This is a genomic window from Plantibacter sp. MDV22-iso1, from assembly GCF_058408345.1.
In genome coordinates this window covers 296,204-317,159 of sequence record NZ_JBZVDY010000001.1, presented here as the reverse complement: position 1 = coordinate 317,159, position 20,956 = coordinate 296,204, and the positions used below count along the sequence as shown (strand labels likewise).

General features: G+C 69.7%; 20 protein-coding genes. 17 read left to right on the top strand and 3 right to left on the bottom strand.

What is annotated here, in order from left to right; translation table 11 throughout:
- Positions 1-355 precede the first annotated feature (355 nt).
- The 7 genes from AC4PMY_RS01500 to AC4PMY_RS01470 all read left to right on the top strand — a co-directional run bounded on the left by AC4PMY_RS01500 (position 356) and on the right by AC4PMY_RS01470 (position 7,198).
- Entirely contained in the window at positions 356-655 is a 300-nt protein-coding gene (locus tag AC4PMY_RS01500) for a DUF4333 domain-containing protein (RefSeq protein WP_079705634.1), read from the top strand.
- A 190-nt stretch (positions 656-845) separates the two neighbouring features.
- Positions 846-2,342 (top strand): 3-isopropylmalate dehydratase large subunit, encoded by a 1,497-nt coding sequence (leuC, locus tag AC4PMY_RS01495; protein WP_491621846.1) that lies wholly within the window; start codon positions 846-848, stop codon positions 2,340-2,342.
- The gene (gene leuD, locus AC4PMY_RS01490) at positions 2,342-2,938 is read left to right on the top strand and encodes a 3-isopropylmalate dehydratase small subunit (protein WP_064296293.1); all 597 of its coding nucleotides are present in this window, start codon (positions 2,342-2,344) and stop codon (positions 2,936-2,938) included. The genes leuC and leuD overlap by 1 nt, the downstream gene beginning before the upstream one ends.
- A 19-nt stretch (positions 2,939-2,957) precedes the next feature.
- On the top strand, positions 2,958-4,328 hold the full coding sequence (murA, locus tag AC4PMY_RS01485; protein WP_491621845.1) for a UDP-N-acetylglucosamine 1-carboxyvinyltransferase: 1,371 nt from the start codon (positions 2,958-2,960) through the stop codon (positions 4,326-4,328).
- Positions 4,329-4,334: 6 nt separating this feature from the next.
- A complete protein-coding gene (locus AC4PMY_RS01480; protein ID WP_491621844.1) occupies positions 4,335-5,075 on the top strand; it encodes a lysophospholipid acyltransferase family protein in 741 nt (246 codons plus the stop codon).
- 37 nt (positions 5,076-5,112) lie between these two features.
- The gene (locus tag AC4PMY_RS01475; protein WP_491621843.1) at positions 5,113-6,204 is read left to right on the top strand and encodes an NAD(P)H-dependent glycerol-3-phosphate dehydrogenase; all 1,092 of its coding nucleotides are present in this window, start codon (positions 5,113-5,115) and stop codon (positions 6,202-6,204) included.
- Entirely contained in the window at positions 6,107-7,198 is a 1,092-nt protein-coding gene (locus tag AC4PMY_RS01470) for a D-alanine--D-alanine ligase family protein (RefSeq protein WP_314139468.1), read from the top strand. Before AC4PMY_RS01475 ends, AC4PMY_RS01470 begins: the two co-directional genes overlap by 98 nt.
- Positions 7,199-7,219: 21 nt before the next feature.
- Here AC4PMY_RS01470 and AC4PMY_RS01465 read toward each other — a convergent pair whose 3' ends face one another.
- Positions 7,220-7,711 (bottom strand): DUF3515 family protein, encoded by a 492-nt coding sequence (locus AC4PMY_RS01465; protein WP_079002232.1) that lies wholly within the window; start codon positions 7,709-7,711, stop codon positions 7,220-7,222.
- 25 nt (positions 7,712-7,736) lie between these two features.
- Here AC4PMY_RS01465 and thiL point away from each other — a divergent pair, with 25 nt between their 5' ends.
- A complete protein-coding gene (gene thiL, locus AC4PMY_RS01460; protein WP_491621842.1) occupies positions 7,737-8,753 on the top strand; it encodes a thiamine-phosphate kinase in 1,017 nt (338 codons plus the stop codon).
- A gap of 64 nt (positions 8,754-8,817) precedes the next feature.
- Here the strand turns inward: thiL and AC4PMY_RS01455 are convergent, their stop codons facing one another.
- Positions 8,818-9,390, bottom strand: coding sequence for an RsmD family RNA methyltransferase (locus AC4PMY_RS01455; protein WP_491621841.1), 573 nt, complete (start codon positions 9,388-9,390; stop codon positions 8,818-8,820).
- 71 nt (positions 9,391-9,461) lie between these two features.
- On the opposite strand from AC4PMY_RS01455, the gene AC4PMY_RS01450 reads away from it, so the two are divergent.
- From AC4PMY_RS01450 to mutM, 6 genes are all read left to right on the top strand, one after another.
- A complete protein-coding gene (locus AC4PMY_RS01450; protein WP_064296301.1) occupies positions 9,462-11,630 on the top strand; it encodes an ATP-dependent DNA helicase RecG in 2,169 nt (722 codons plus the stop codon).
- Positions 11,631-11,649: 19 nt separating this feature from the next.
- Positions 11,650-12,132 (top strand): pantetheine-phosphate adenylyltransferase, encoded by a 483-nt coding sequence (gene coaD, locus AC4PMY_RS01445; protein ID WP_064296302.1) that lies wholly within the window; start codon positions 11,650-11,652, stop codon positions 12,130-12,132.
- A 111-nt stretch (positions 12,133-12,243) separates the two neighbouring features.
- Positions 12,244-12,756, top strand: a complete 513-nt coding sequence (locus tag AC4PMY_RS01440; RefSeq protein WP_071261222.1) for a YceD family protein — start codon at positions 12,244-12,246, stop codon at positions 12,754-12,756.
- Positions 12,757-12,759: 3 nt separating this feature from the next.
- The gene (rpmF, locus tag AC4PMY_RS01435) at positions 12,760-12,969 is read left to right on the top strand and encodes a 50S ribosomal protein L32 (protein ID WP_056006932.1); all 210 of its coding nucleotides are present in this window, start codon (positions 12,760-12,762) and stop codon (positions 12,967-12,969) included.
- Positions 12,970-13,060: 91 nt separating this feature from the next.
- Positions 13,061-13,738 carry a ribonuclease III gene (rnc, locus tag AC4PMY_RS01430; RefSeq protein ID WP_491621840.1) on the top strand — a complete coding sequence of 226 codons (678 nt, stop codon included), beginning with the start codon at positions 13,061-13,063 and terminating at the stop codon, positions 13,736-13,738.
- Positions 13,722-14,612 carry a bifunctional DNA-formamidopyrimidine glycosylase/DNA-(apurinic or apyrimidinic site) lyase gene (mutM, locus tag AC4PMY_RS01425; RefSeq protein WP_491621839.1) on the top strand — a complete coding sequence of 297 codons (891 nt, stop codon included), beginning with the start codon at positions 13,722-13,724 and terminating at the stop codon, positions 14,610-14,612. Before rnc ends, mutM begins: the two co-directional genes overlap by 17 nt.
- 3 nt (positions 14,613-14,615) lie before the next feature.
- Here mutM and AC4PMY_RS01420 read toward each other — a convergent pair whose 3' ends face one another.
- Complete coding sequence (locus AC4PMY_RS01420; RefSeq protein WP_491621838.1) at positions 14,616-15,698, bottom strand: GNAT family N-acetyltransferase; 1,083 nt, start codon at positions 15,696-15,698, stop codon at positions 14,616-14,618.
- Between the two features lie 149 nt (positions 15,699-15,847).
- On the opposite strand from AC4PMY_RS01420, the gene AC4PMY_RS01415 reads away from it, so the two are divergent.
- The 3 genes from AC4PMY_RS01415 to AC4PMY_RS01405 are packed head-to-tail and all read left to right on the top strand — an operon-like array spanning position 15,848 to position 20,952.
- Positions 15,848-19,519 carry a chromosome segregation SMC family protein gene (locus AC4PMY_RS01415; protein ID WP_491621837.1) on the top strand — a complete coding sequence of 1,224 codons (3,672 nt, stop codon included), beginning with the start codon at positions 15,848-15,850 and terminating at the stop codon, positions 19,517-19,519.
- Positions 19,520-19,573: 54 nt separating this feature from the next.
- Entirely contained in the window at positions 19,574-20,452 is an 879-nt protein-coding gene (gene ftsY, locus AC4PMY_RS01410) for a signal recognition particle-docking protein FtsY (protein ID WP_064296361.1), read from the top strand.
- Positions 20,452-20,952 (top strand): DUF2004 domain-containing protein, encoded by a 501-nt coding sequence (locus tag AC4PMY_RS01405; RefSeq protein WP_491621836.1) that lies wholly within the window; start codon positions 20,452-20,454, stop codon positions 20,950-20,952. The genes ftsY and AC4PMY_RS01405 overlap by 1 nt, the downstream gene beginning before the upstream one ends.
- The last annotated feature ends 4 nt before the right edge of the window (positions 20,953-20,956 follow it).

Genomic DNA, 20,956 nt, shown 5'->3' with positions numbered 1-20,956 from the left:
TGGTCAGCCCGGTCACGTGCCCGGGGGTCCTCAGCAGGGTCAGGCCCCCGGCCAGGCTCCACAGGGACGTCCGTTCGGCGCGCCTCAGGGCCAGCCGCAGGGTCAGCCTCAGGGGCCACAGGGTCAGCCGCCCTACGGTCAGGCACGCCCGACCGCGCCACAGCCCTTCGGTCCGGGACAGGCGCAGCACCCGACCGGCCCGTTCCAGCCAGGTCCGCAACAGCAAGGATCGCAGTCCGGTCCACAGCAGAACGGTCCGTTCCGTCCCGGCCCCGAGTACGGAGTCGCGGGCCAGCAGCCTGCTGCGAGCCGCAAACCCGCCCGGAAACCGCTCGGGCGCAAGCTCTGGATCGGCGTGCTCATCGGTGCGGTCGCCGCATCGCTCATCGCCGTCCCGCTCACCCTCCTCTCGGTCGGTCGCCTGTTCACGCCGATGCTCGACCGCGGCTCGGTGCAGACCGGTGTGGCCGAGGTGCTCAAGCAGGACTTCGGCCTCGCGGACGTCGAGAAGGTCGAATGCCCGAGTGACCAGCCGGCCACGACCGGGACGCAGTTCGAGTGCACGTTCTCGTACAACGCGAAGAGCTACCCGGTGGCCGTCGAGGTCATCAACGACCAGGGGCAGTACCGCGTCGGGATCGACGCGCCGAAGTAGCAGTGTGTCGGCCCGGCGTCCCCTGGAGCGACGACGGTGCCGACGGTTTCGCCACGGACCGGGTGGTACGCTGGGCGAATGTTGTCCGGGCTGCTCCTCCTTCCCAGCCGCGACGAGGCCTAGTTCCAGGCTCCCTCGTCGCGGAGGTCGCTGACGCCTGACCACTCATCGTTTGAAGGAATTCCACGACATGTCGCAGCTGAACGCCGATCCGTCCGTCCCGAGCATTCCCGAGCATCCACGCACGCTCGCCGAGAAGGTCTGGGACGACCACCTCGTCGTGAAGGGCGAGGACGGCACGCCGGACCTCATCTACATCGACCTGCACCTCGTCCACGAGGTGACGAGCCCGCAGGCCTTCGACGGCCTCCGCCTGGCCGACCGGCCGCTGCGTCGCGTCGACCTCACGATCGCGACCGAGGACCACAACACCCCGACGCTCGCGATCGACAAGCCGATCGCCGACCTCACCAGCCGTACGCAGATCGAGACCCTCCGTCGCAACGCCGCGGAGTTCGGGGTGCGGATCCACTCCCTCGGCGATCTCGACCAGGGGATCGTGCACGTCGTCGGGCCGCAGCTCGGCCTCACGATGCCCGGGATCACGGTCGTCTGCGGCGACTCGCACACCTCGACCCACGGCGCCTTCGGGGCCATGGCCTTCGGTATCGGCACCAGCGAGGTCGAGCACGTCATGGCCACGCAGACGCTGCCGCTGAAGCCGTTCAAGACCATGGCGATCACCGTCGAGGGCACGCTGCGGCCGGGGGTGACCGCGAAGGACATCATCCTCGCCGTCATCGCGAAGATCGGCACCGGCGGCGGGCAGGGCTACGTCCTCGAATACCGCGGCTCGGCGATCCGTGCGCTCTCCATGGAGGGCCGCATGACGATCTGCAACATGTCGATCGAGGCCGGAGCCCGCGCCGGCATGGTCGCCCCGGACCAGATCACCTACGACTACCTGCAGGGTCGTCCGCACGCACCGACCGGAGCCGACTGGGACGAGGCCGTCGCCTACTGGGACACGCTTGCGACCGACGAGGGCGCCGCCTTCGACGCCGAGGTCTTCCTCGACGCCGACACGCTGGAGCCCTTCGTCACGTGGGGCACCAACCCCGGACAGGGAGTCTCGCTGAGCGAGAACGTGCCCGACCCGGCGGCCATCGACGACCCGAACGAGCGGTCCGCCGCAGAGCGCGCCCTGGAGTACATGGCGCTGGAGGCCGGTACTCCGATGAAGGAGATCCCGGTGGACGCGGTCTTCATGGGCTCCTGCACGAACAGCCGGATCGAAGACCTGCGGGCGTTCGCGTCCATCATCGAGGGCCGCACGAAGGCCGAGGGGGTGCGGGTCATGGTGGTCCCGGGTTCCGCCCGGGTTCGGATCGAGGCGGAGGCCGAGGGGCTCGACAAGATCATCACCGACTTCGGTGCGGAGTGGCGGTTCGCCGGATGCTCCATGTGCCTCGGGATGAACCCCGACCAGCTCGCTCCGGGCGAGCGCTGCGCCTCGACGTCGAACCGGAACTTCGAGGGCCGTCAGGGCAAGGGTGGCCGCACGCACCTCGTCTCGCCGCTCGTCGCCGCGGCGACCGCCATCCGTGGAACGCTCTCCAGCCCGGGCGACCTCGAGGTCGAGCCCGGCAGACACGCCGCCACCGAGCAGGAAGGCGTGCACGCCTGATGGACAAGTTCACGACCGTCACCGGCATCGCCGCTCCGATGCGGCGCTCCAACGTCGACACCGACCAGATCATCCCCGCCGTCTACCTGAAGCGGGTCACGAAGACGGGCTTCGAGGACGCGCTCTTCGCGGGGTGGCGTCAGGACCCCGACTTCGTCCTGAACCAGCCCGTCTACGAGGGTGCCAGCATCCTCGTCGCGGGGCACGACTTCGGCACCGGCTCGTCGCGTGAGCACGCCGTGTGGGCCTTGCGGGACTTCGGGTTCAAGGTCGTCGTGTCGTCCCGTTTCGGCGACATCTTCCGCGGGAACTCCGGGAAGCAGGGTCTCCTCGCCGCTCAGGTCACCGAGGAGGAGCTCGAGCAGCTCTGGGCTGCGATCGAGGCCGCCCCCGGCGCCGATTCCGTCGTCGACCTCATCTCCCGGACCATCACGGTCGGCGATCTCACGGTTTCGTTCCAGGTCGACGATTACACTCGGTGGCGGCTCATCGAAGGACTCGATGACATCGGGCTGACGCTCCGTAGCGAAGAGCAGATCACCGCGTTCGAAGCCCGGCGGCCGAACTGGCTGCCCCGCACCATTCCCGTCAAGTAGCAAGGCAGTAGGTACCGGTTTGAATTCACTCGTCCAGGCGTCACAGGCGGCAGGCTCGTCGGTCGGACTCGATGTCGACCGCATCACGATCAACGGCGGTATCCCGCTCCGGGGCCGCATCGAGGTCAAGGGTGCCAAGAACCTCGTGACCAAGGCGATGGTGGCGTCGCTGCTCGGCGAGAACGTCAGCGTCCTGCGCAACGTGCCGAACATCAGCGATGTCCGGGTCGTCCGCTCCCTGCTCGAGATCCACGGCGTGGACGTGACGGAGGGCGAGAACCCGAACGAGCTCCGCCTCGACCCGACCAACGTCGAGTCCGCCCACATGGAGGAGATCGACGCGCACGCCGGCTTCTCCCGGATCCCGATCCTGTTCTGCGGGCCGCTGCTCCACCGCCTCGGGGCGGCGTTCATCCCCGACCTCGGAGGGTGCCGCATCGGCGACCGTCCCATCGACTTCCACCTCGACGCGCTCCGCAAGTTCGGCGCGGTCGTGGAGAAGCTCCCGCAAGGCATCCGTCTCTCAGCTCCGAACGGTCTCCACGGGACGACGGTGCACCTCCCGTACCCGAGCGTCGGCGCCACGGAGCAGGTCCTGCTCACGGCGGTCCGTGCCAAGGGCACCACGGAGCTCAAGGGTGCGGCGATCGAGCCGGAGATCATGGATCTCATCGCCGTCCTCCAGAAGATGGGCGCGATCATCTCCTACGAGCCGAACCGCGTGATCCTCATCGAGGGCGTGGACAAGCTCGAGGGGTACGACCACACGGCCATCGGCGACCGCAACGAGGCCGCGAGCTGGGCGTCGGCCGCGCTCGCGACCGACGGCGACGTCTTCGTCGGCGGCGCGAAGCAGCAGGACATGATGACGTTCCTCAACATCTTCCGCAAGGCCGGTGGCGGGTTCGACATCACCGACGACGGCATCCGGTTCTACCGCAAGGAGGAGCTGAAGCCCGTGGTCATCGAGACCGACGTGCACCCCGGCTTCATGACGGACTGGCAGCAGCCCCTCATCGTCGCGCTGACGCAGGCGACGGGCGAGTCGATCGTCCACGAGACCGTCTACGAGAACCGGTTCGGCTTCACGGACGCGCTCAACACCATGGGCGCGAACATCGTCGTGCACCCCAACGGGCTGTCGGGTACGCCTCGTCGGGTGCCGCGGCGCAACCTCGAGCAGGCCGCCGTGATCAACGGCCCGACGCCGTTGCACGGTGCCGACATCGAGGTACCCGACCTCCGCGGTGGCTTCAGCCACCTCATCGCGGCGCTCACCGCCGAGGGCAAGTCGACGGTCAGCAACGTCGGCATCATCAGCCGTGGGTACGAGAACTTCATCGCGAAGCTCCAGCAGCTCGGTGCTGACTTCGTCCTCGAAACGAAGTAGTCCGCCGTGGGGGTGGAACGGTCGAGGCCGTCGATCTACTGGTTGCTGTCGTCGATCGCGATCCCGCCGTTCAGTGCTCTCGTCAAGCTCCGCGTGCGGCACGGCGAACGCCTGCCGCAGGAGGGACCGTTCATCCTGTCGCCCAACCACGACAGCGAGTTCGACCCGCTGATCATGGGCGTGGCCGTCTGGCGACTCGGGCGACAGCCCCGCTTCATGGCGAAGGGCAGTCTGTTCACGGTCCCGGTGGTCGGGTGGTTGTTGCGGAAGTCCGGACAGATCCCCGTCGAGCGCGAGGGTTCCGCCCGCGGCATGGACCCGGTCAGCGCTGCAGCGCACCTGACCGAACGCGGTCAGGGCGTCATCGTGTACCCGGAGGGTTCGCTCACCCGCGACCCGGGTCTGTGGCCGATGCGCGGGCGCACCGGCGCGGTCCGGATCGCCCTCACGCACGGCCTGCCGATCATCCCCGCCGCGCACTGGGGCACACAGGAGGTCATGCCTCGGTACGGCAGGCTGCGGGTGTTCCCCTTGCGGAAGCGCGTCGAGGTCGCCATCGGCGAGCCGGTGGACCTCTCGGCGTTCATCGGGCGGCAGCTAGACTCGAAGACGCTGAACGAGGCGACCGAGGTCGTCATGCAGGCCATCACCGCCCTCTGTGAGGAGCTGCGCGGTGCCCAAGCTCCCGCGGAGCGTTGGGATCCCTCGAAACACCAGCAGAAGGAGACAGGCCGCTTTGAGTCCTAGGAACGTTCCGCAACCACCGGCCGCCACGAGGGTCGCCGTGCTCGGAGCGGGCAGCTGGGGCACGACGTTCGGCAAGATCCTCGCGGACGGTGGCTCCGACGTGGTCATGTGGGCCAGACGACCCGAGCTCGCTCGCGAGATCACCGAAGCCAAGCGCAACAGCGACTACCTGCCCGGGATCAATCTGCCGATGCGGATGACCGCGACCGCGAGCATGGTCGACGCCGTGCGCGGTGCCTCGGTCGTGTTCCTGTCCGTGCCGAGCCAGTCCCTGCGCGACAACCTCATCGCGCTCCGTCCGCACCTCGAGGACGGCACCCTCGTCGTCTCGCTCATGAAAGGCGTCGAGCGTCGCAGCGGATCCCGGATGAGCGAGGTCATCCGCGAGACCCTCGACATCGACCCGTCCCGTATCGCCGTCGCCTCGGGCCCCAACCTCGCGCTCGAGATCGCCCGCGAGCAGCCGACGGCCGCCGTGATCTCCTCGGAGAGCCTCGAGACGGCGCAGACGGTCGCGCTCCTCGCGCGCAACCGGTACTTCCGCAGTTTCGTGAACACCGACGTCATCGGCACCGAGTTCGGCGGTGTGCTCAAGAACCTCATCGCCGTCGCGATCGGGATCGTCGACGGCGTCGGCTACGGCGAGAACACGAAGGCCTCCATCATCACCCGCGGGCTGGTCGAGATGACCGACTTCGCGGTGGCCCACGGTGCGCAGCCGGAGACCCTCTCGGGCCTGGCCGGGCTCGGCGACCTCATCGCGACGTGCCAGTCGCCGCTGTCCCGCAACAACACGGCGGGGCGTCTGCTCGGCCAGGGGTATCAGTTCGACGACGTCGTCAAACAGATGCAGCAGACCGCGGAGGGGCTCGCGTCCGTGGCGCCGGTGCTCGAGCTGGCCATGGCGAAGGGGGTCGCGATGCCCATCGTCGAACAGGTCAAGCAGGTGCTCGACGGCACGCTCGACCCCAAGGACATCGCACCGCACCTCACGACCGACGACGACGAACCCCAGGGGGAGAGAAGCAACGATGACGCACAAGACCGGAGTGGTGGTGCTCTTTGGAGGCCGTTCAAGCGAGCACTCGATCAGCTGCGCAACGGCGGGCGGCGTCCTCGCCGCGATTGACCGCGAACGGTACGACGTCTACCCGGTCGGGATCGCCCACGACGGCTCGTACGTCCTCGAGGTCGACGACCCGAGCCGGTACGCGCTCGACCCCGCCCACCTGCCGGAGGTCGACCCCTCGCGGCCGGCCGTGCGCTGGCCTGAACGCGTCGGCAGCCGCGAGTTGACCGTCGTCGGGGAGGACGGCGTCCCGTTCACCCTCGGCCCCGTCGACATCGTCCTCCCGATCCTCCACGGTCGGTTCGGCGAGGACGGCACCGTGCAGGGCATGCTCGAGCTCGTCGACCTCCCGTACGTCGGCTCCGGCGTCCTCGCGTCCTCGCTCGGCATGGACAAGCACTTCACGAAGACGGTGCTCCAGGCCGCCGGGATCGCCGTCGCCCCGTGGGTGCGGTTCACCGCCCACGACTGGGCCACGGCACCCGAGGAGGTGCTCGCATCGCTCGGGTCGCTCGGGTCACCGGCGTTCGTGAAGCCGGCGCGAGCCGGTTCGAGCGTCGGGGTGTCGAAGGTGTCGACGCCGGACGCGTTCCGTGCGGCGATCGAACTGGCACTCGCCGAGGACTCGACCGTGCTCGTCGAGACCGGTCTGGTGGGCCGAGAGGTCGAGTGTGCGGTCCTCGAGTCCCTCCCCGGCGAAGCACCTCGGGTCTCGGTTGCCGGCGAGGTCGTCGTGACCGGACGCGACTTCTACGACTTCGAGGCGAAGTACCTCGACGCCCCCGGTATCGAGCTCGTCTGCCCCGCCGACCTTCGTCCCGAGCAGTTGTCGGAGATGCAGGACCTCTCTCGTCGGGCGTTCGAGGCGTTGGGCTGCGCAGGGCTCGCCCGGGTCGACTTCTTCCTGACCGCGGACGGCTTCGTCGTCAACGAGGTCAACACCATGCCGGGGTTCACCCCGATCTCGATGTTCCCGAGCTGCTGGTTGGCCTCGGGTCTCAGCTACCCCGAGCTCATCACCGAGCTGATCGAGGTCGCGCGCGCCCGCTCCTGAAGGGTGTGGCGCCGGGAACGGTCAGCCGTCGGTGGGGATCGGGAGCTCGGCGTCGCCGAGGGCGGTGCACTTCCCGGTGACAGGGAGCACGGACACGGCAGGCGCCAGATCGGCCAGGACGGTGCTGCTGGCGACGGCGTCGCCGTCGAGCACGATCTCGACCGCAGGCGTGCGCCCGAAGGTCGTGAACCGGTAGTTCGGCGCGTCGGTGTCGTCGATGATCCAGTCGACGCCGTTCACCGACTGGCATTGCTGCGTGGTCGGGCCTGGGATCGCGACGCCGCAGTGCAGGAGGACCGTCGCAGGATCGCCCCAGGCGCCGGTGGCCTGGGCGTCGGTCCCTCGCTCGGGCAGTTCGGCGACCGCGTCGGGCAGACGCACCGTGACCTCCGCGCACTGCGGGTTGTTCGCATCGGCGGCGGGTTCGAGCGCGACGGCGGGCGCGCACCCGGCCAGGGCCAGGGTTGCGGCTGCGGCGAGGGCGGTGGCGAGGAGCACACGAATCGGGGACATCGCCCACCAGGCTACCGTTGATCCCATGAACGAGTCTGGGAGCGCGTCCGACGATCACGGAACGGTCGGGGCCTGTGTCGGAGACCTCGCGGAGGGGGAGCTGCTCGAGCGCATCTTCCCTCGCCTGCCGCACGCCGACGCCGAACTCCTCGGGCCGGGTGACGATGCCGCGGTCGTCCTTGCGCCGGACGGTCGGTTCGTCGTCACGACGGACACGATGATCCACGGGCCGGACTTCCGGCTGGCGTGGTCGAGCGCCCACGACCTGGGGTGGAAGGCTGCGGCCAGCAACCTGGCGGACGTCGCGGCGATGGGGGCGCGTCCGACGGCACTCGTCGTCGCACTCGCCATGCCCAAGCACCTGCCGGTCGCCGTGCTCGACGGGTTCGCAGACGGACTGCGCGACGCCTGCGCCGAGCTCGCGCCCGGCTGCGGTGTCGTCGGCGGCGATCTGGCCGTGTCCGACGTCTTCATGATCGCGGTGACGGCGTTCGGCGACCTCGAGGGTCGTGCCCCCGTCCGTCGTGACGGGGCGCGACCCGGCGACGTGGTCGCGGTCGCGGGGGAGTTGGGTTCGGCTGCGGCAGGTCTACGACTCCTCTTCTCGCGTGGGGTCGACGCCGACGGCGTGCCTTCGGCCGAGGCAGCATCCGTCCTACGACGCGATCACCGGGTCGAGGTGGAGGCACAACTCGCGCCACGGCCACCGATCGCGGCCGGGGTCGTCGCCGCCGTCGCCGGTGCCACGGCGATGCTCGACCTGTCGGACGGGCTCGCGCTCGACGCCGGTCGCCTCGCGCGGGCGAGTGGGGTCGCGATCGACCTGCGGGCCGATGAACTGGGTGCCGACGTGGCGCTCGCCCTCGCCGGTGGCGAGGACCACTCCCTCCTGGCGACGTTCCCGTCCGCCACGACGATCCCCGCCGGCTTCCGGACCATCGGCACGGCCCGGCCCGGTGCCGGGGTCCTCGTCGACGGTGTGGCCTACGACGGTCGCGCCGGCTGGGACCCCTACCGCGACTGGGACGACGCGTCCGGTTGAGCGGTGTTCCCGGCCGCCGTGGCGCGAGGACCGTGCGGTGACGCGGTGACCGTGACGCGCTGACTCAGACCGGCGTGATCCACCAGACGACGGTCTCGCCGTAGGTGCTCTTCCGCAGGACCTCGAGCGCCGCGGGAAGGGTCGGTTCGGGTGAGCGGGAGCTCCGCTCGACGAGCACGAGCCCGTCGTCGGTGACCAGACCGACGAGCGCGGCGAGGTTGGCCGTGAGCTCCGCCTCGGGGAGGTCGTACGGGGGATCGATGAAGACGAGGTCGGACGGTACCGTCGCCCGGGACAGGTAGGCGCCGACCGACTTGGCGTGCACCGTGATGCGCGGTGCCGCTCCGCGAGGCGCTGCCGAGGTCACGATCCTCGCGTTGTCACGACACAGCTTCGCGGCCTCCGACCCTCGGTCGACGAGGGTGATCACGGCGGCACCCCGGCTGGCGCACTCGAGCCCCAGCGACCCCGAGCCTGCGTACAGGTCGAGCACCTCGGCGCCGGCGATCACGTCGCGGGCCTCCAACGCGGAGAAGAGGGCCTCGCGGACGCGATCGCTCGTCGGTCGTGTACCGCTGCCCGGAACCCGGATCGTGCGTGATCCGGCGAAACCCGAGATGATCCTGATGCCGGCCATGGTCCCATCCTCGCAGGCTGGGCGAAGCCGAGCGAACCGCGGTGTCCGAGGTCCCGAATAGAATCGACGGCATGACGGGGATCGAGCTGGGCACGAAGCTCGGCGGTGTCCTCGGCGGACGAACCGCGACGGCACTCCAGAAGGCGTTCGGCGTCGAGACCGTCGGCGACCTCCTCGAGCACTACCCGCGTCGCTACGCGAAGCGCGGCGAGCTGACGGTCATCGGCCAGCTGCCGCTCGGCGAGGACGTGACGATCGTCGCCGACGTCCTCGAGGTCCGCGACCGCCAGATGAAGCAACGCAAGGGCTCCATCCTCGAGGTCGTCATCTCCGACGGTCAGGGTCGACTCAACCTCACCTTCTTCAATCAGCCCTGGCGGGCGAACGAACTCCGGCCGGGCTTGCGCGGCATCTTCGCAGGCAAGGTCGGCGATTACCGCGGCAGCTATCAGCTCGCGCACCCGCAGTATCAGCTCTTCCCCGACGACGCCGACGCTCCGGCGCTCGCGGACGCCCAGGCGAAGGCGTGGTCGGAGGCGCCCATCCCGATCTACCCGGCGACGAGCACGATCACGAGCTGGAACCTCAAGCAGTCCGTGGAGCTGGTCCTCGACGCCCTGCCGCCGCAGGAGGACCCGGTCCCGAGGTCGGTCCGGGCGGCGAGGGGTGAACTCTCCTTCGACGCCGCCATCCGGGCCGTCCACCGCCCGACGGTCGACCGCGACTGGCAGCGTGGTCGCCGCAGCCTGCGGTATCAGGAGGCGTACCTCCTCCAGACGGCCCTGCTCCAACAGCGAGCGGCCACCCGTGCCCTGGCGGCCGAACCCCGCGTGCCGAAGGCCGGCGGCTACCTCGAGCGCCTCGATGCCGCGCTCCCGTTCGAGCTGACCGGCGACCAGCAGACGGTCGGCACGGAGATCGCGGCCGACCTCGCGCAGCCCAATCCGATGAACCGACTCGTCCAGGGTGAGGTCGGCTCGGGCAAGACGCTCGTCGCCCTCCGGGCCATGGCGGCCGTCGCCGACAGCGGGGGACAGTCGGTGCTGCTGGCGCCCACCGAGGTCCTCGCGGCGCAGCACCTGCGGTCGATCGTCCGTTCGTTGGGGCCAGACCTTTCGGCCGAGCTCATGCCGACGCTGCTCACCGGCCAGCTGCCGACCTCCGATCGCAAACGGGCGCTGCTGCGGATCGTCGCCGGCCAGGCCCGGATCGTGATCGGGACGCACGCGCTGCTGGGTGACGCCGTGACCTTCGCCGATCTGGGGATGGTCGTCGTCGACGAACAGCACCGCTTCGGCGTGGAGCAGCGCGACCAGCTCCGTCAGAAGGGACGCACGCCGCCGCACGTCCTCGTGCTGACCGCGACGCCGATCCCACGGACCGTGGCGATGACCGTCTTCGGCGACCTCGACGTCAGCATCATCAAGGAGCTGCCACGCGGGCGGCAGGGGATCGAGAGCTTCGTGGTCGCCCTGGCCGATCACCCGCGGTGGATCTCCCGCGTCTGGGAGCGACTCGCCGAGGAACTCGCGCAGGGGCGGCAGGGGTTCGTGGTGTGCCCGGCGATCGACGCCAAGGAGGTCGAGCCCGGCGAGGCGCTCGAGGAGGACGTCGATCCGGCGCGGCCGATCGCGTCCGTGCTCGCCACGGTGGAGCAGCTGCGTACCCACCCGCTGCTCGCGTCCCGACGCATCGACGTCCTCCACGGCCGGATGAGCGCGGAGGAGAAGGACCGGACGATGCGGGCCTTCGCCGCCGGTGAGATCGACGTGCTCGTGGCGACGACGGTCATCGAGGTGGGCGTCGACGTCCCCAACGCCTCGACGATGGTCGTGCTCGACGCGGAACGCTTCGGGGTGTCGCAGCTCCACCAGCTCCGCGGACGCGTCGGTCGAGGGGGCGTCCCCGGGCTGTGTCTGCTCGTCACCGCGGCGGAGGCGGAGAGCACCGCACGCGAGCGCGTCGACGCGGTGGCCGCGACCCTCGACGGCTTCGACCTCGCGCAGGTCGACCTCGAGCTGCGGCGCGAGGGCGACGTCCTCGGCAGCATGCAGTCGGGCGGGCGGTCCTCGCTCAAGCTGCTCCGGGTCGTGCACGACAGCGAGGTCATCATCGAGGCGCGGGCGGATGCCGCCGAGCTCCTCGAGACCGACCCCGACCTCGCCGACCACCCGGTGCTTGCCGAAGCGCTCCGCCGGCGCCTCGACGAATCCGACCGCGCCGCGCTCGCCAAGAACTGAGCACCGATAGGCTGGCGGCATGAAGCGGATCGCCGTCGTCCCCGGATCGTTCGACCCAGTCACCCTCGGTCACCTGGATGTCATCGAGCGGGCGGCGCGCATCTTCGACGAACTGCACGTGCTGGTCGTGCACAACCCCGACAAGTCCGCGCTGCTGCCGATGCCGCAGCGGGTGTCCTTGCTCGAGCGCTCCATCGCCGACGGCGGGTTGCCCGACAACATCGTCGTCGCGCAGTGGAACGTCGGCCTGCTCGTCGACTACTGCACGGACGTCGGCGCGAGCGTGCTCGTGAAGGGCATCCGCTCGCAGGTCGACGTCGCGTACGAGACGCCCATGGCCATCATGAACCGCAGCCTCGCCGGCGTGGAGACGGTCTTCCTCCTGCCCGATCCGGCGCACGCGCACGTGTCCAGTTCACTCGTCCGGCAGGTGGCCGCGCTCGGTGGCGATGTCAGCCCGTACGTCCCGCAGGTGGTGGCGACCTTCCTCCAGGAGGGCTAGGGCGTCCTCCCGGTCGGGTTCGGCGTAGAATCGTCGATCGTGACTAGGAAGAGAACGAACAATTCGCCGTTCAGCGTCAACGTGCGCGATCTGGTGAACCGTCCCGGGGAGATGCGCGAGCACGACCTCGAGGTGGTGCTCGCCGAGCGCTGGGGCGAGGGTCTGGTCGCCGTCCAGGAGGGCACGACGCTCTCCGAGCAGGTGCGTCTCGAGTCCGTGCACGAGGGGATCCTCGTGACCGTCGACGTCGACGCACTGGCGACCGGCGAGTGCGGACGCTGCCTCCGTGACATCGAACTGCCTGTCGAAGTCGAGATTCAGGAACTTTTCGCGTATCCTGATTCGGAAGCGTCTGACTTCGAGGTTCACGACGACCACGTGGATCTTGAACCTCTGGTCAGAGATGCGGTAGTTCTCGCATTACCGTTTCAGCCGGTGTGCCAGCCGGATTGCCCCGGACTCGACCCCGAGACCGGCGAGCGGCTGGCCGAACGTCCGGAACGACACCCTCACGACGTCGCAGATCCTCGCTGGTCTGCGCTCGCGGGCTTGTCCTCAGACTCCGTACTTGACACAGACGCCAGCAGCGCCCAGCGCGCCGCTGCAGACACAGAAGAGAGATAGATCATGGCTGGAAACCCCCCGAAGCGGAAGGTCTCGCGCTCGAACACCCGCTCGCGTCGCTCGCAGTGGAAGGCCGCCGTGCCGACGCTCGTGAAGACGGTGGAGAACGGCCGCGTCACGTACAGCCTGCCGCACCGCGCCAAGGTCGTCGAGGACTCGCAGGGCACCGCCCTGTACCTCGAGTACAAGGGCCGCAAGGTCGCAGACGTCTGATCCGCGCGTTGAACGTCCGCGTTCGAACAGCGTGAACACGAATCATTCCGACCACACCGGAATCGGCTCCGTATCGGAGACCGATCCCGGTGTGGTCGTTTTCGCACGGCAACTGGGTGTCGACGTCTCGTACGAGCTGCTCGACCTGGCGCTGACGCACCGCTCGTACGCGTACGAGCATGGCGGGCTCCCGCACAACGAGCGCCTCGAGTTCCTCGGCGACTCGATCCTCGGGCAGGCCGTCACCGTCATGCTCTACCGCGACTTCCCGCACCTCGACGAAGGCCAGCTGGCGAAGCGACGTGCGAGCCTCGTCTCGACGATCGCGCTCGCCGAGGTCGCACGTTCGATCGGGCTGGGCGAGCGGATCAAGCTCGGTAAGGGTGAGGACCAGACCGGTGGGCGCGAGAAGGCGTCCATCCTGGCCGACACGATGGAGGCCGTCATCGGCGCGACGTACCTGTCGGCCGGCCCCGACGCGGCGACGGCACTCGTCCTGCGACTGGTGAACCCCCTGCTCGAGAATCCTGAGCGCTTCGGCGCGGCGATGGACCCGAAGACGAGCCTCCAGGAGGCCGCTGCGGCCATCGGGGCGCCGGCGCCCGTCTACGAGATCGCCAGCTCCGGCCCCGACCACAACCGACGGTTCGTCGCGACGGTGACCGTGGGAACCGCGGTCACGGCGACGGGCTCCGGTACGAGCAAGAAGCACGCCGAGATGGCGGCGGCCCTGGAAGCCTGGTCGAGGATCAGTGCCGGAACTCCCTGAGGTCGAGGTCGTCCGCGCCGGCTTGGAGCCCGCCGTCAGCGGCGCGACCATCGCCGGCGTCGAGGTCTTCGACGAACGCTCCCTGCGCCGCCACGCGAGTGGTGTCGCCGACTTCACCGCACGGCTGACGGGGCGGACCATCCGATCGGCCGTCCGACGCGGGAAGTTCCTCTGGTTCCCCCTCGACGACGATGAGGCGATCGTCGGTCACCTGGGCATGAGCGGGCAGATGCTGCTCCGGTCGCCCGGCGACGACGCCGACCGACTCCTGCGCATCCGCTTGCAGTTGGAGCATCCCGAGCACGGCGAGCTCTGGCTCCACTTCGTCGACCAGCGGATCTTCGGGTCCATGGCGGTGACCGTGCTCGTCCCGACGACGGACGGAGCCGCAGGTGGGTTCGGCGACGAGGTCGCGATGGTGCCCGACCAGGTCGCGCACATCGCCCGCGACCCGATGGACCCGGCCTTCGACGACGCCGGCTTCCTCCGACGACTGCGCGAGAAACGCACCGGTGTGAAGCGGGCGCTCCTCGATCAGACCCTGGTCAGCGGGATCGGCAACATCTACGCGGACGAGTCGCTCTGGGCGGCGCGCATCCACCCCGAGCAGGAGACCGCCCGTCTCGGGCTCGGTCGCGCCGGCCGGCTGCTCGATGAGGTGCGTGCCGTGCTCGCGAAGGCCCTGGCGGAGGGCGGGACGAGCTTCGACGCCCAGTATGTGAACGTCAACGGTCAGGCGGGGTACTTCGCGCACAGTCTGAACGCCTACGGTCGGCAGGGTAAGCCGTGTGCGCGCTGCGGCACGTTCATCGTCCGCGAGCAGTTCATGAACCGCGGCTCGCACCGCTGTCCGGTCTGCCAGCGCCGCACCTGACGATCAGTCGCTACGGGGGAGTCGGCGCTGCCATTCTCCGGAGTAGCCGACGATGCGGAACCTGAGTCGGTCGTTGATCGCGAGCATGTGCGCGTTCTCGTCGGCGTTCCAGGTGTAGATCCGGGACCGCTCGGGTGCCTGATCGGCGAGTGCGATGAGGTTCGCCGCCTTCATCCAGAGTCCGAGGCCGTGTCCCCGGTGGTCGGCGAGCACGAGCGTGTCCCACTGCTCCGCGTGTTCCTTGCCCTCGCCGAGGACGAGCTCGCTGTACCCGGCGACCGCGCCGCTGTCGCGGTGGACGGCGGCGGCGACGATCGCGTGGTCGCCAGACGCGGCCAGCTGGTCCTCGCGCGCGCGGACCCGCTCGGGCGTCCAGACCTCGGGGTCGAGTTCCAGATCGGCGGCCGGGATGTCGGTCGCCATGTGTTCGCGGGCCGTCGCGAGCGAGCCGAGCAGCTCGTCGGGGGTGTGATCCACCCACTGCACGAGGCGGTACGCGTGTCCGGCACGGGCGGTCGACGTCTCGACGATGTCAGGCAGCTCCCCGAGCATCGAGGCGAGGTCGCAGCGGTTGGTCCGCTCGACCTGCGCGAGGGCGTATCCACGATCGAGCATGAACCGGCTGGCCGCGGCGTTCGCGGGGATCGCCCGTTCGCCGACGCTCGCACCGAGGAGTGGTTCGTCGGTCGGGATGTCGTCGACGGCGTGCTGGGTGAAGGCGGTCACCGTCGGGCGGCCGGCCGCGAGGGCCCGTCGCTCCAACTCCTGCAGGAGCGCCGTGCCGATCCCTCGACGCCGCTCCTCTGCGAGAACGCCGACGTTCAGGGAGGCCGTCACCGCGTCGGCCTCGGTGCCGTATCCGAGCCAGCCGCGACCGACCACACGCCCGTCGAGGACGGCGGCGAGCAGGACGCGTCGCTGGAACCGCTGGTCGCGGTACTCGGGAAGGGCCATCGCGGAGGTCAAGGCGAAGTCGTCGGTGGACCAGATCTCGGCTTCGAGCGTGTTCGCGACGTCCTGGACCTCGTCGAACACCGCTGAGCTCCCGGTCGCCGGGATCTCGACCTCGTCGATCGTGACGCGCATCGTCGCCTCCCTCCCACACCAGACCGTCCTGGGTGATGCGGTCCATGCTACGACCGCCGCGGCGGGCCGGCACAGCGTGGTGTCCCTCGTCCGTCCGCGGATTCGCTACCGTAGTGCACAGCATCCGCGACGCGGGAGAGGAGGTGCGCGTGTACCTGAAGAGCCTGACGCTCAAAGGGTTCAAGTCCTTCGCGCACCCCACCACCTTCGCGTTCGAGCAGGGCGTCACCTGCGTCGTGGGTCCCAACGGCTCCGGCAAGTCGAACGTCGTCGACGCGCTCGCCTGGGTGATGGGCGAGCAGGGGGCGAAGACTCTCCGCGGCGGCAAGATGGAGGACGTCATCTTCGCGGGAACGTCGACCAGGGGACCGCTCGGTCGAGCCGAGGTCACGCTCACCATCGACAACAGCGACGGCGCGCTGCCCATCGAGTACACCGAGGTGACGATCAGTCGCACCCTGTTCCGCAACGGCGGGAGCGAGTACGCCATCAACGGCGACACGTGTCGGTTGCTGGACGTCCAGGAGCTCCTCAGCGACTCCGGTCTGGGCCGCGAGATGCACGTCATCGTCGGGCAGGGGCAGCTCGACGCGGTGCTGCGGGCGACGCCCGAGGAGCGCCGCGGCTTCATCGAGGAGGCGGCCGGCATCCTGAAGCACCGCCGACGCAAGGAGAAGACGCTCCGGAAGCTCGAGGCGATGCAGACCAACCTCACACGGTTGAGCGACCTCGCCGGAGAGATCCGCCGGCAGCTGAAGCCGCTCGGTCGTCAGGCGGAGATCGCCCGGGAGGCGCAGACGATCGCCGCGGTCGTCCGCGATGCCCGCGCCCGGATCCTCGCAGACGACGTCGTGGGCCTCCGGCGCTCCCTCGACGAGCACAACCGCTCGGAGAGTGAGCGCCACAGTGAGCGCCTCGTCCTGCAGGAGCAGCTGGAACAGGCGGAACTGCGGATCAACCGGATCGAGCAGGCACAACTCGGCGACGCGGTCGACGACGCCCGCCGGATCACCTTCGAGCTCGAGAGCGTGCAGGAGCGCCTCCGGAACCTGTACACGCTCGCCAACCAGCGGCTCGCGCTCCTCGGATCATCGACGGACACGACGGCCGCCGAACCCCGGATCACGAAGCAGATGGTCGCCGACGCGACCGCGGAGATCGACGGACTTCGGGTGGCGGTCGCCGACGCGGAGCGCGCGTTGCAGGAGGCGCAGGCGGACACCCGCGCGAAGCGCGCCGCACTCGACGCGGTGGACGTCGAGATCGCGGCGCAGAGCGCGCTCGTGTCACGACACGACCTGGAGCTCTCCAAGCTCGCGGGCGCCGTCGACGCCGCAGGGTCCAAACTCGCCGCGGTCCGTGGCGAGGCGTTGCGCCAGCAGAACGCGATCGACGCCGCTGCCCTCCGTCTGGACGCTGCGCGGCTGGAGTACGAGGCGCTCGAGGAGGACCCGACCGTGGCGGACGCCGCCGACTCCGGGCTCGACGACGCCTACGAGGCGGCCCAACGCGGCGCGGCGGAGGCCGAAGGGGAGATCGAGGGCCTGCGCGAGCAGCTCCACACCCTCGAACGTGAACGCGATTCGCTCGGTGCCAAGACCAGTGCACTCTCGCGCGCCCTCGACCTCAAGACCGGTTCGGCCGAACTCGCTGCGAGCGGGATCGACGGGATCGAGGGGATCGTCGCGGACCGGGTGCAGGTCCGACCCGGCCACGAGTCGGCTGTGGCCGCAGCGCTCGGCACGCTCGCGGAGGCCGCCGTCGCCGTCGACCGGCACGCTGCCCGGCGGGCGCTCGATCACGCGGCCGACCAGGATCTCGGCCGGGTCGAGATCGTCATCGCCGACGGTGCGCGAGACGTCCCGGACGCGCCCGCCGGGTTCACCTCGGCTGCCGAGCTGGTGGAGGCCCCTCCTGGCGTGCTGGGGATCCTCGCCTCGGTCCTCGTCGTCGACTCGCTCGACGACGCGATCGCGGCGTACGACCGACTCGGCTCGTCACTCAGCGCGTTCACCCTCGTGACCCGTGACGGCGCGGTCGTCACGGACAGCATCGTCCGCGGGGGGAGCGGCGGAGCGCAGAGCCGCATCGAACTGCTGGCCGAACGCGATGCGGCAGCCGATCGACACGGCGAGGTCGTGTCGCTCATCGAACGGGCGCGCTTCGCCCTGGCCGAGCAGCGCACGATCCTGCAGGAGGCGAAGCAGACCGCGCAGGCAGCGCTCAGCGCCCTCCGCGAGTTCGACGCCAACCGTGCGTCACAGGCCGAGCGCGTGAACCGGGTCACGGTCCGGTACGAATCCGCACAGGCCGAACACGACCGCCTCCTCGCAGCTGCCGGGACGGCGGAGGCGGCCGTCGCCGACGCCGCTGCCGCCGTGGAGCGGGCCAAGCTGGACCACGACACCGCTCGCGCGCGTCCACGACCGCTCCTCGACGTGTCGGCACGCGACGGGCTCTCCGCCGAACTGGACGCGGCGCGCGAGGCCGAAGTGCAGCACCGCCTCCTCCTCGAGACCGCGCGCGAACGCGTGCGGGCGGAGGAGCTCGCGGTCGCGAACCTCGAGCGGCAGCGGCAGGCCGACCAGGCCGCGGCTGAGGAAGCGGCTCGGCGTGCGGTCATCCGTGCGCGCCAGGCCGCGGCCGCCACCGCTGTGACGGAGGCGCTCCCGCCCGTCCTCGACTCGGTCGACCGGTCGGTCACCGAGGCCCGCGTCGCGCTCGCGGCAGCCGAGGCGACGCGGGCCAGCCGGAACGCCGAGCTCGTACGACTGCGCGGCGAGGAGCACACGCTCCGGCAGCGGCTGCAGGTCGTCACCGAGAGCGTCCATGGTCTCGAACTCCAGATCTACGAGAAGAAGCTCCACCTGTCCGGTCTGCTCGAGCGCGCCGGGTCGGAGCTGGGACTCGTCGAGGACGTGCTCGTCGCCGAGTACGGGCCCGAGGTTCCGGTGCCCGTCGACCCTCCGACACCCCGCGCGACCGCCCGCTCGGCTGTGCGAACGGCCGACGAGACCGGTCCGGAGGTCTGGCCCGAGACGACGATGCCCGACTCGGACGAGGCGCCCGAGGCACGTGCCGACGGACCCGCGACGCCGGACGCCGAGCTGGTGGAGGAACCCGCCGAGGAGTCGGACGACGTGCCGACGACGCCCTACGTCCGCGCCGAGCAGCAGAAGCGTCTCGCAGCAGCGGAGCGCACCTACGCCCAACTCGGACGGGTCAACCCGCTCGCGCTCGAGGAGTTCGCGGCACTCGAACAGCGCCACCGCTTCCTCACCGAACAGCTCGCCGACCTCACCAGCACCCGCGCCGACCTGCTGTCGATCATCGAGGACATCGACGGGAAGATGGAGGTCATCTTCGCCTCGGCGTTCGCCGACACCGAAGCCGCCTTCACCGAGGTGTTCCCGATCCTGTTCCCGGGCGGCACGGGTAGCATCTCGCTCACCGACCCCGAGCACATGCTCACCACGGGCATCGAGGTGTCGGTCAAGCCCGCCGGCAAGAAGATCGAGCGCCTGTCGCTGCTGTCGGGCGGGGAGCGATCGCTCGCCGCGGTCGCCCTCCTCATCGCCATCTTCAAAGCCCGACCGAGCCCGTTCTACATCATGGACGAGGTGGAGGCGGCCCTCGACGACGCGAACCTCGGGCGGCTCCTCACCATCTTCGAGGACCTCCGTCAGACGAGCCAGCTCATCGTCATCACGCACCAGAAGCGCACCATGGAGATCGCCGACGCCCTCTACGGCGTCTCGATGCGCCAGGACGGGGTGTCGGCCGTCGTCGGTCAGCGCGTGGCTGCGGAACGCGCGAGCTGATCCGGTCTCGTCCCCACGCGACGGGACCGCGTCGCCGACGGCTACGCTGAGACCATGGCTGCACGCACACCCTGGTCACTCTCCGGTGCCCTCAAAGGCATGTTCCAACGTCCGACGATCGACGAGACCACCTGGGAGGACCTCGAGGACGCGCTCATCGGCGCCGACTTCGGTCCCGACGTCACCGAGTCGATCGTCACGGGCCTGCACGCCTCCGTCGACCGCTACCGCACCACCGACCCGCGCGACCTCCAGCGCATGCTGCGCGAGGAGGTCGAGGAGCGGCTGTCGAAGTTCGACACGACGCTGAAGCTCAGCGAGCGTCCGGCGGTCGTCCTCGTCGTCGGCGTCAACGGGGTCGGCAAGACGACCACCATCGGCAAGTTCGCGAAGTTCCTCCGCAACTACGACCGCACCGTCGTCGTGGGGGCCGCGGACACTTTCCGTGCCGCTGCCGTGGAGCAGCTGGCGACCTGGGCCGAGCGCGCGGGCGCACAGATCGTCCGCCCCCAGCAGCAGGGGCAGGACCCGGCCTCCGTCGCCTTCCAGACGATCGAGTACGCCAAGCAGACCGGCACCGAGATCGTCATCATCGACACCGCTGGTCGGCTCCAGACGAAGGGCGGGCTCATGGACGAACTGTCCAAGATCCGTCGCGTCGTCGAGAAGCAGGCGCCCATCGCCGAGGTCCTCCTCGTGCTCGACGCGACGACCGGTCAGAACGGTCTGTCGCAGGCGCAGGCGTTCATCGAGCACGCCGGGGTGACCGGGCTCGTCCTGACGAAGCTCGACGGCTCCGCGAAGGGCGGGTTCGTCCTCGCCGTGCAGGAGAAGACCGGCATTCCGATCAAGCTCGTCGGTCAAGGCGAGGGCATCGGCGACCTCACCGGCTTCACGCCGCACGTCTTCGCACAGAACCTGGTGGGCAGCTGATGGCGATCGAACACGACTACTTCGGTGTCATCGCGACCGAGCCTGGTGGTGGCGTCTACTGGTCCGACAACATCGACGTCGGCGAGCAGTCCGTCTCCATCTCGTTGAGCGCCCCCGACGAGGACGACATCCCGGCCGATGCGCTCGACCTGGCGGCGGCGATGATCCTCGCCCTCGAGGGCTTCGACCTGCGCTCGCGTGAGGCGATGCTGAGCGAGGTCGACGACCGAACTTCCGAGGTGACGGAGTACATCATCCAGGCCGTCGAGGAGCTGGGGGAGTCCTTGCCGGACGTCCTGGTCGACGAGTCCGGAGACCGCGACGTCGACGTCATCCGTTCGATGACGCTGCTGAGCGTCGGATTTGCGCCGCACCAGCACAACGGCGACGAGGCGTTCGCGATCTTCGAGTACTCGCTCGACGCGGACCAGCTCGACGGCGTGCTCATGGTCGCGTACAGCTCCGACGGCGAGGTCACCGGGGTCACGAGCGAGGACTGAGCCC

Coding starts and splice junctions, on each gene's coding strand:
- leuC (WP_491621846.1), top strand. CDS start 846: ATGTCGCAGCTGAACGCCGATCCGTCCGTCCCGAGCATTCCCGAGCAT.
- leuD (WP_064296293.1), top strand. CDS start 2,342: ATGGACAAGTTCACGACCGTCACCGGCATCGCCGCTCCGATGCGGCGC.
- AC4PMY_RS01470 (WP_314139468.1), top strand. CDS start 6,107: ATGACGCACAAGACCGGAGTGGTGGTGCTCTTTGGAGGCCGTTCAAGC.
- AC4PMY_RS01465 (WP_079002232.1), bottom strand. CDS start 7,711: ATGTCCCCGATTCGTGTGCTCCTCGCCACCGCCCTCGCCGCAGCCGCA.
- thiL (WP_491621842.1), top strand. CDS start 7,737: ATGAACGAGTCTGGGAGCGCGTCCGACGATCACGGAACGGTCGGGGCC.
- AC4PMY_RS01455 (WP_491621841.1), bottom strand. CDS start 9,390: ATGGCCGGCATCAGGATCATCTCGGGTTTCGCCGGATCACGCACGATC.
- AC4PMY_RS01450 (WP_064296301.1), top strand. CDS start 9,462: ATGACGGGGATCGAGCTGGGCACGAAGCTCGGCGGTGTCCTCGGCGGA.
- coaD (WP_064296302.1), top strand. CDS start 11,650: ATGAAGCGGATCGCCGTCGTCCCCGGATCGTTCGACCCAGTCACCCTC.
- AC4PMY_RS01440 (WP_071261222.1), top strand. CDS start 12,244: ATGCGCGAGCACGACCTCGAGGTGGTGCTCGCCGAGCGCTGGGGCGAG.
- rpmF (WP_056006932.1), top strand. CDS start 12,760: ATGGCTGGAAACCCCCCGAAGCGGAAGGTCTCGCGCTCGAACACCCGC.
- AC4PMY_RS01420 (WP_491621838.1), bottom strand. CDS start 15,698: ATGCGCGTCACGATCGACGAGGTCGAGATCCCGGCGACCGGGAGCTCA.
- ftsY (WP_064296361.1), top strand. CDS start 19,574: ATGGCTGCACGCACACCCTGGTCACTCTCCGGTGCCCTCAAAGGCATG.
- AC4PMY_RS01405 (WP_491621836.1), top strand. CDS start 20,452: ATGGCGATCGAACACGACTACTTCGGTGTCATCGCGACCGAGCCTGGT.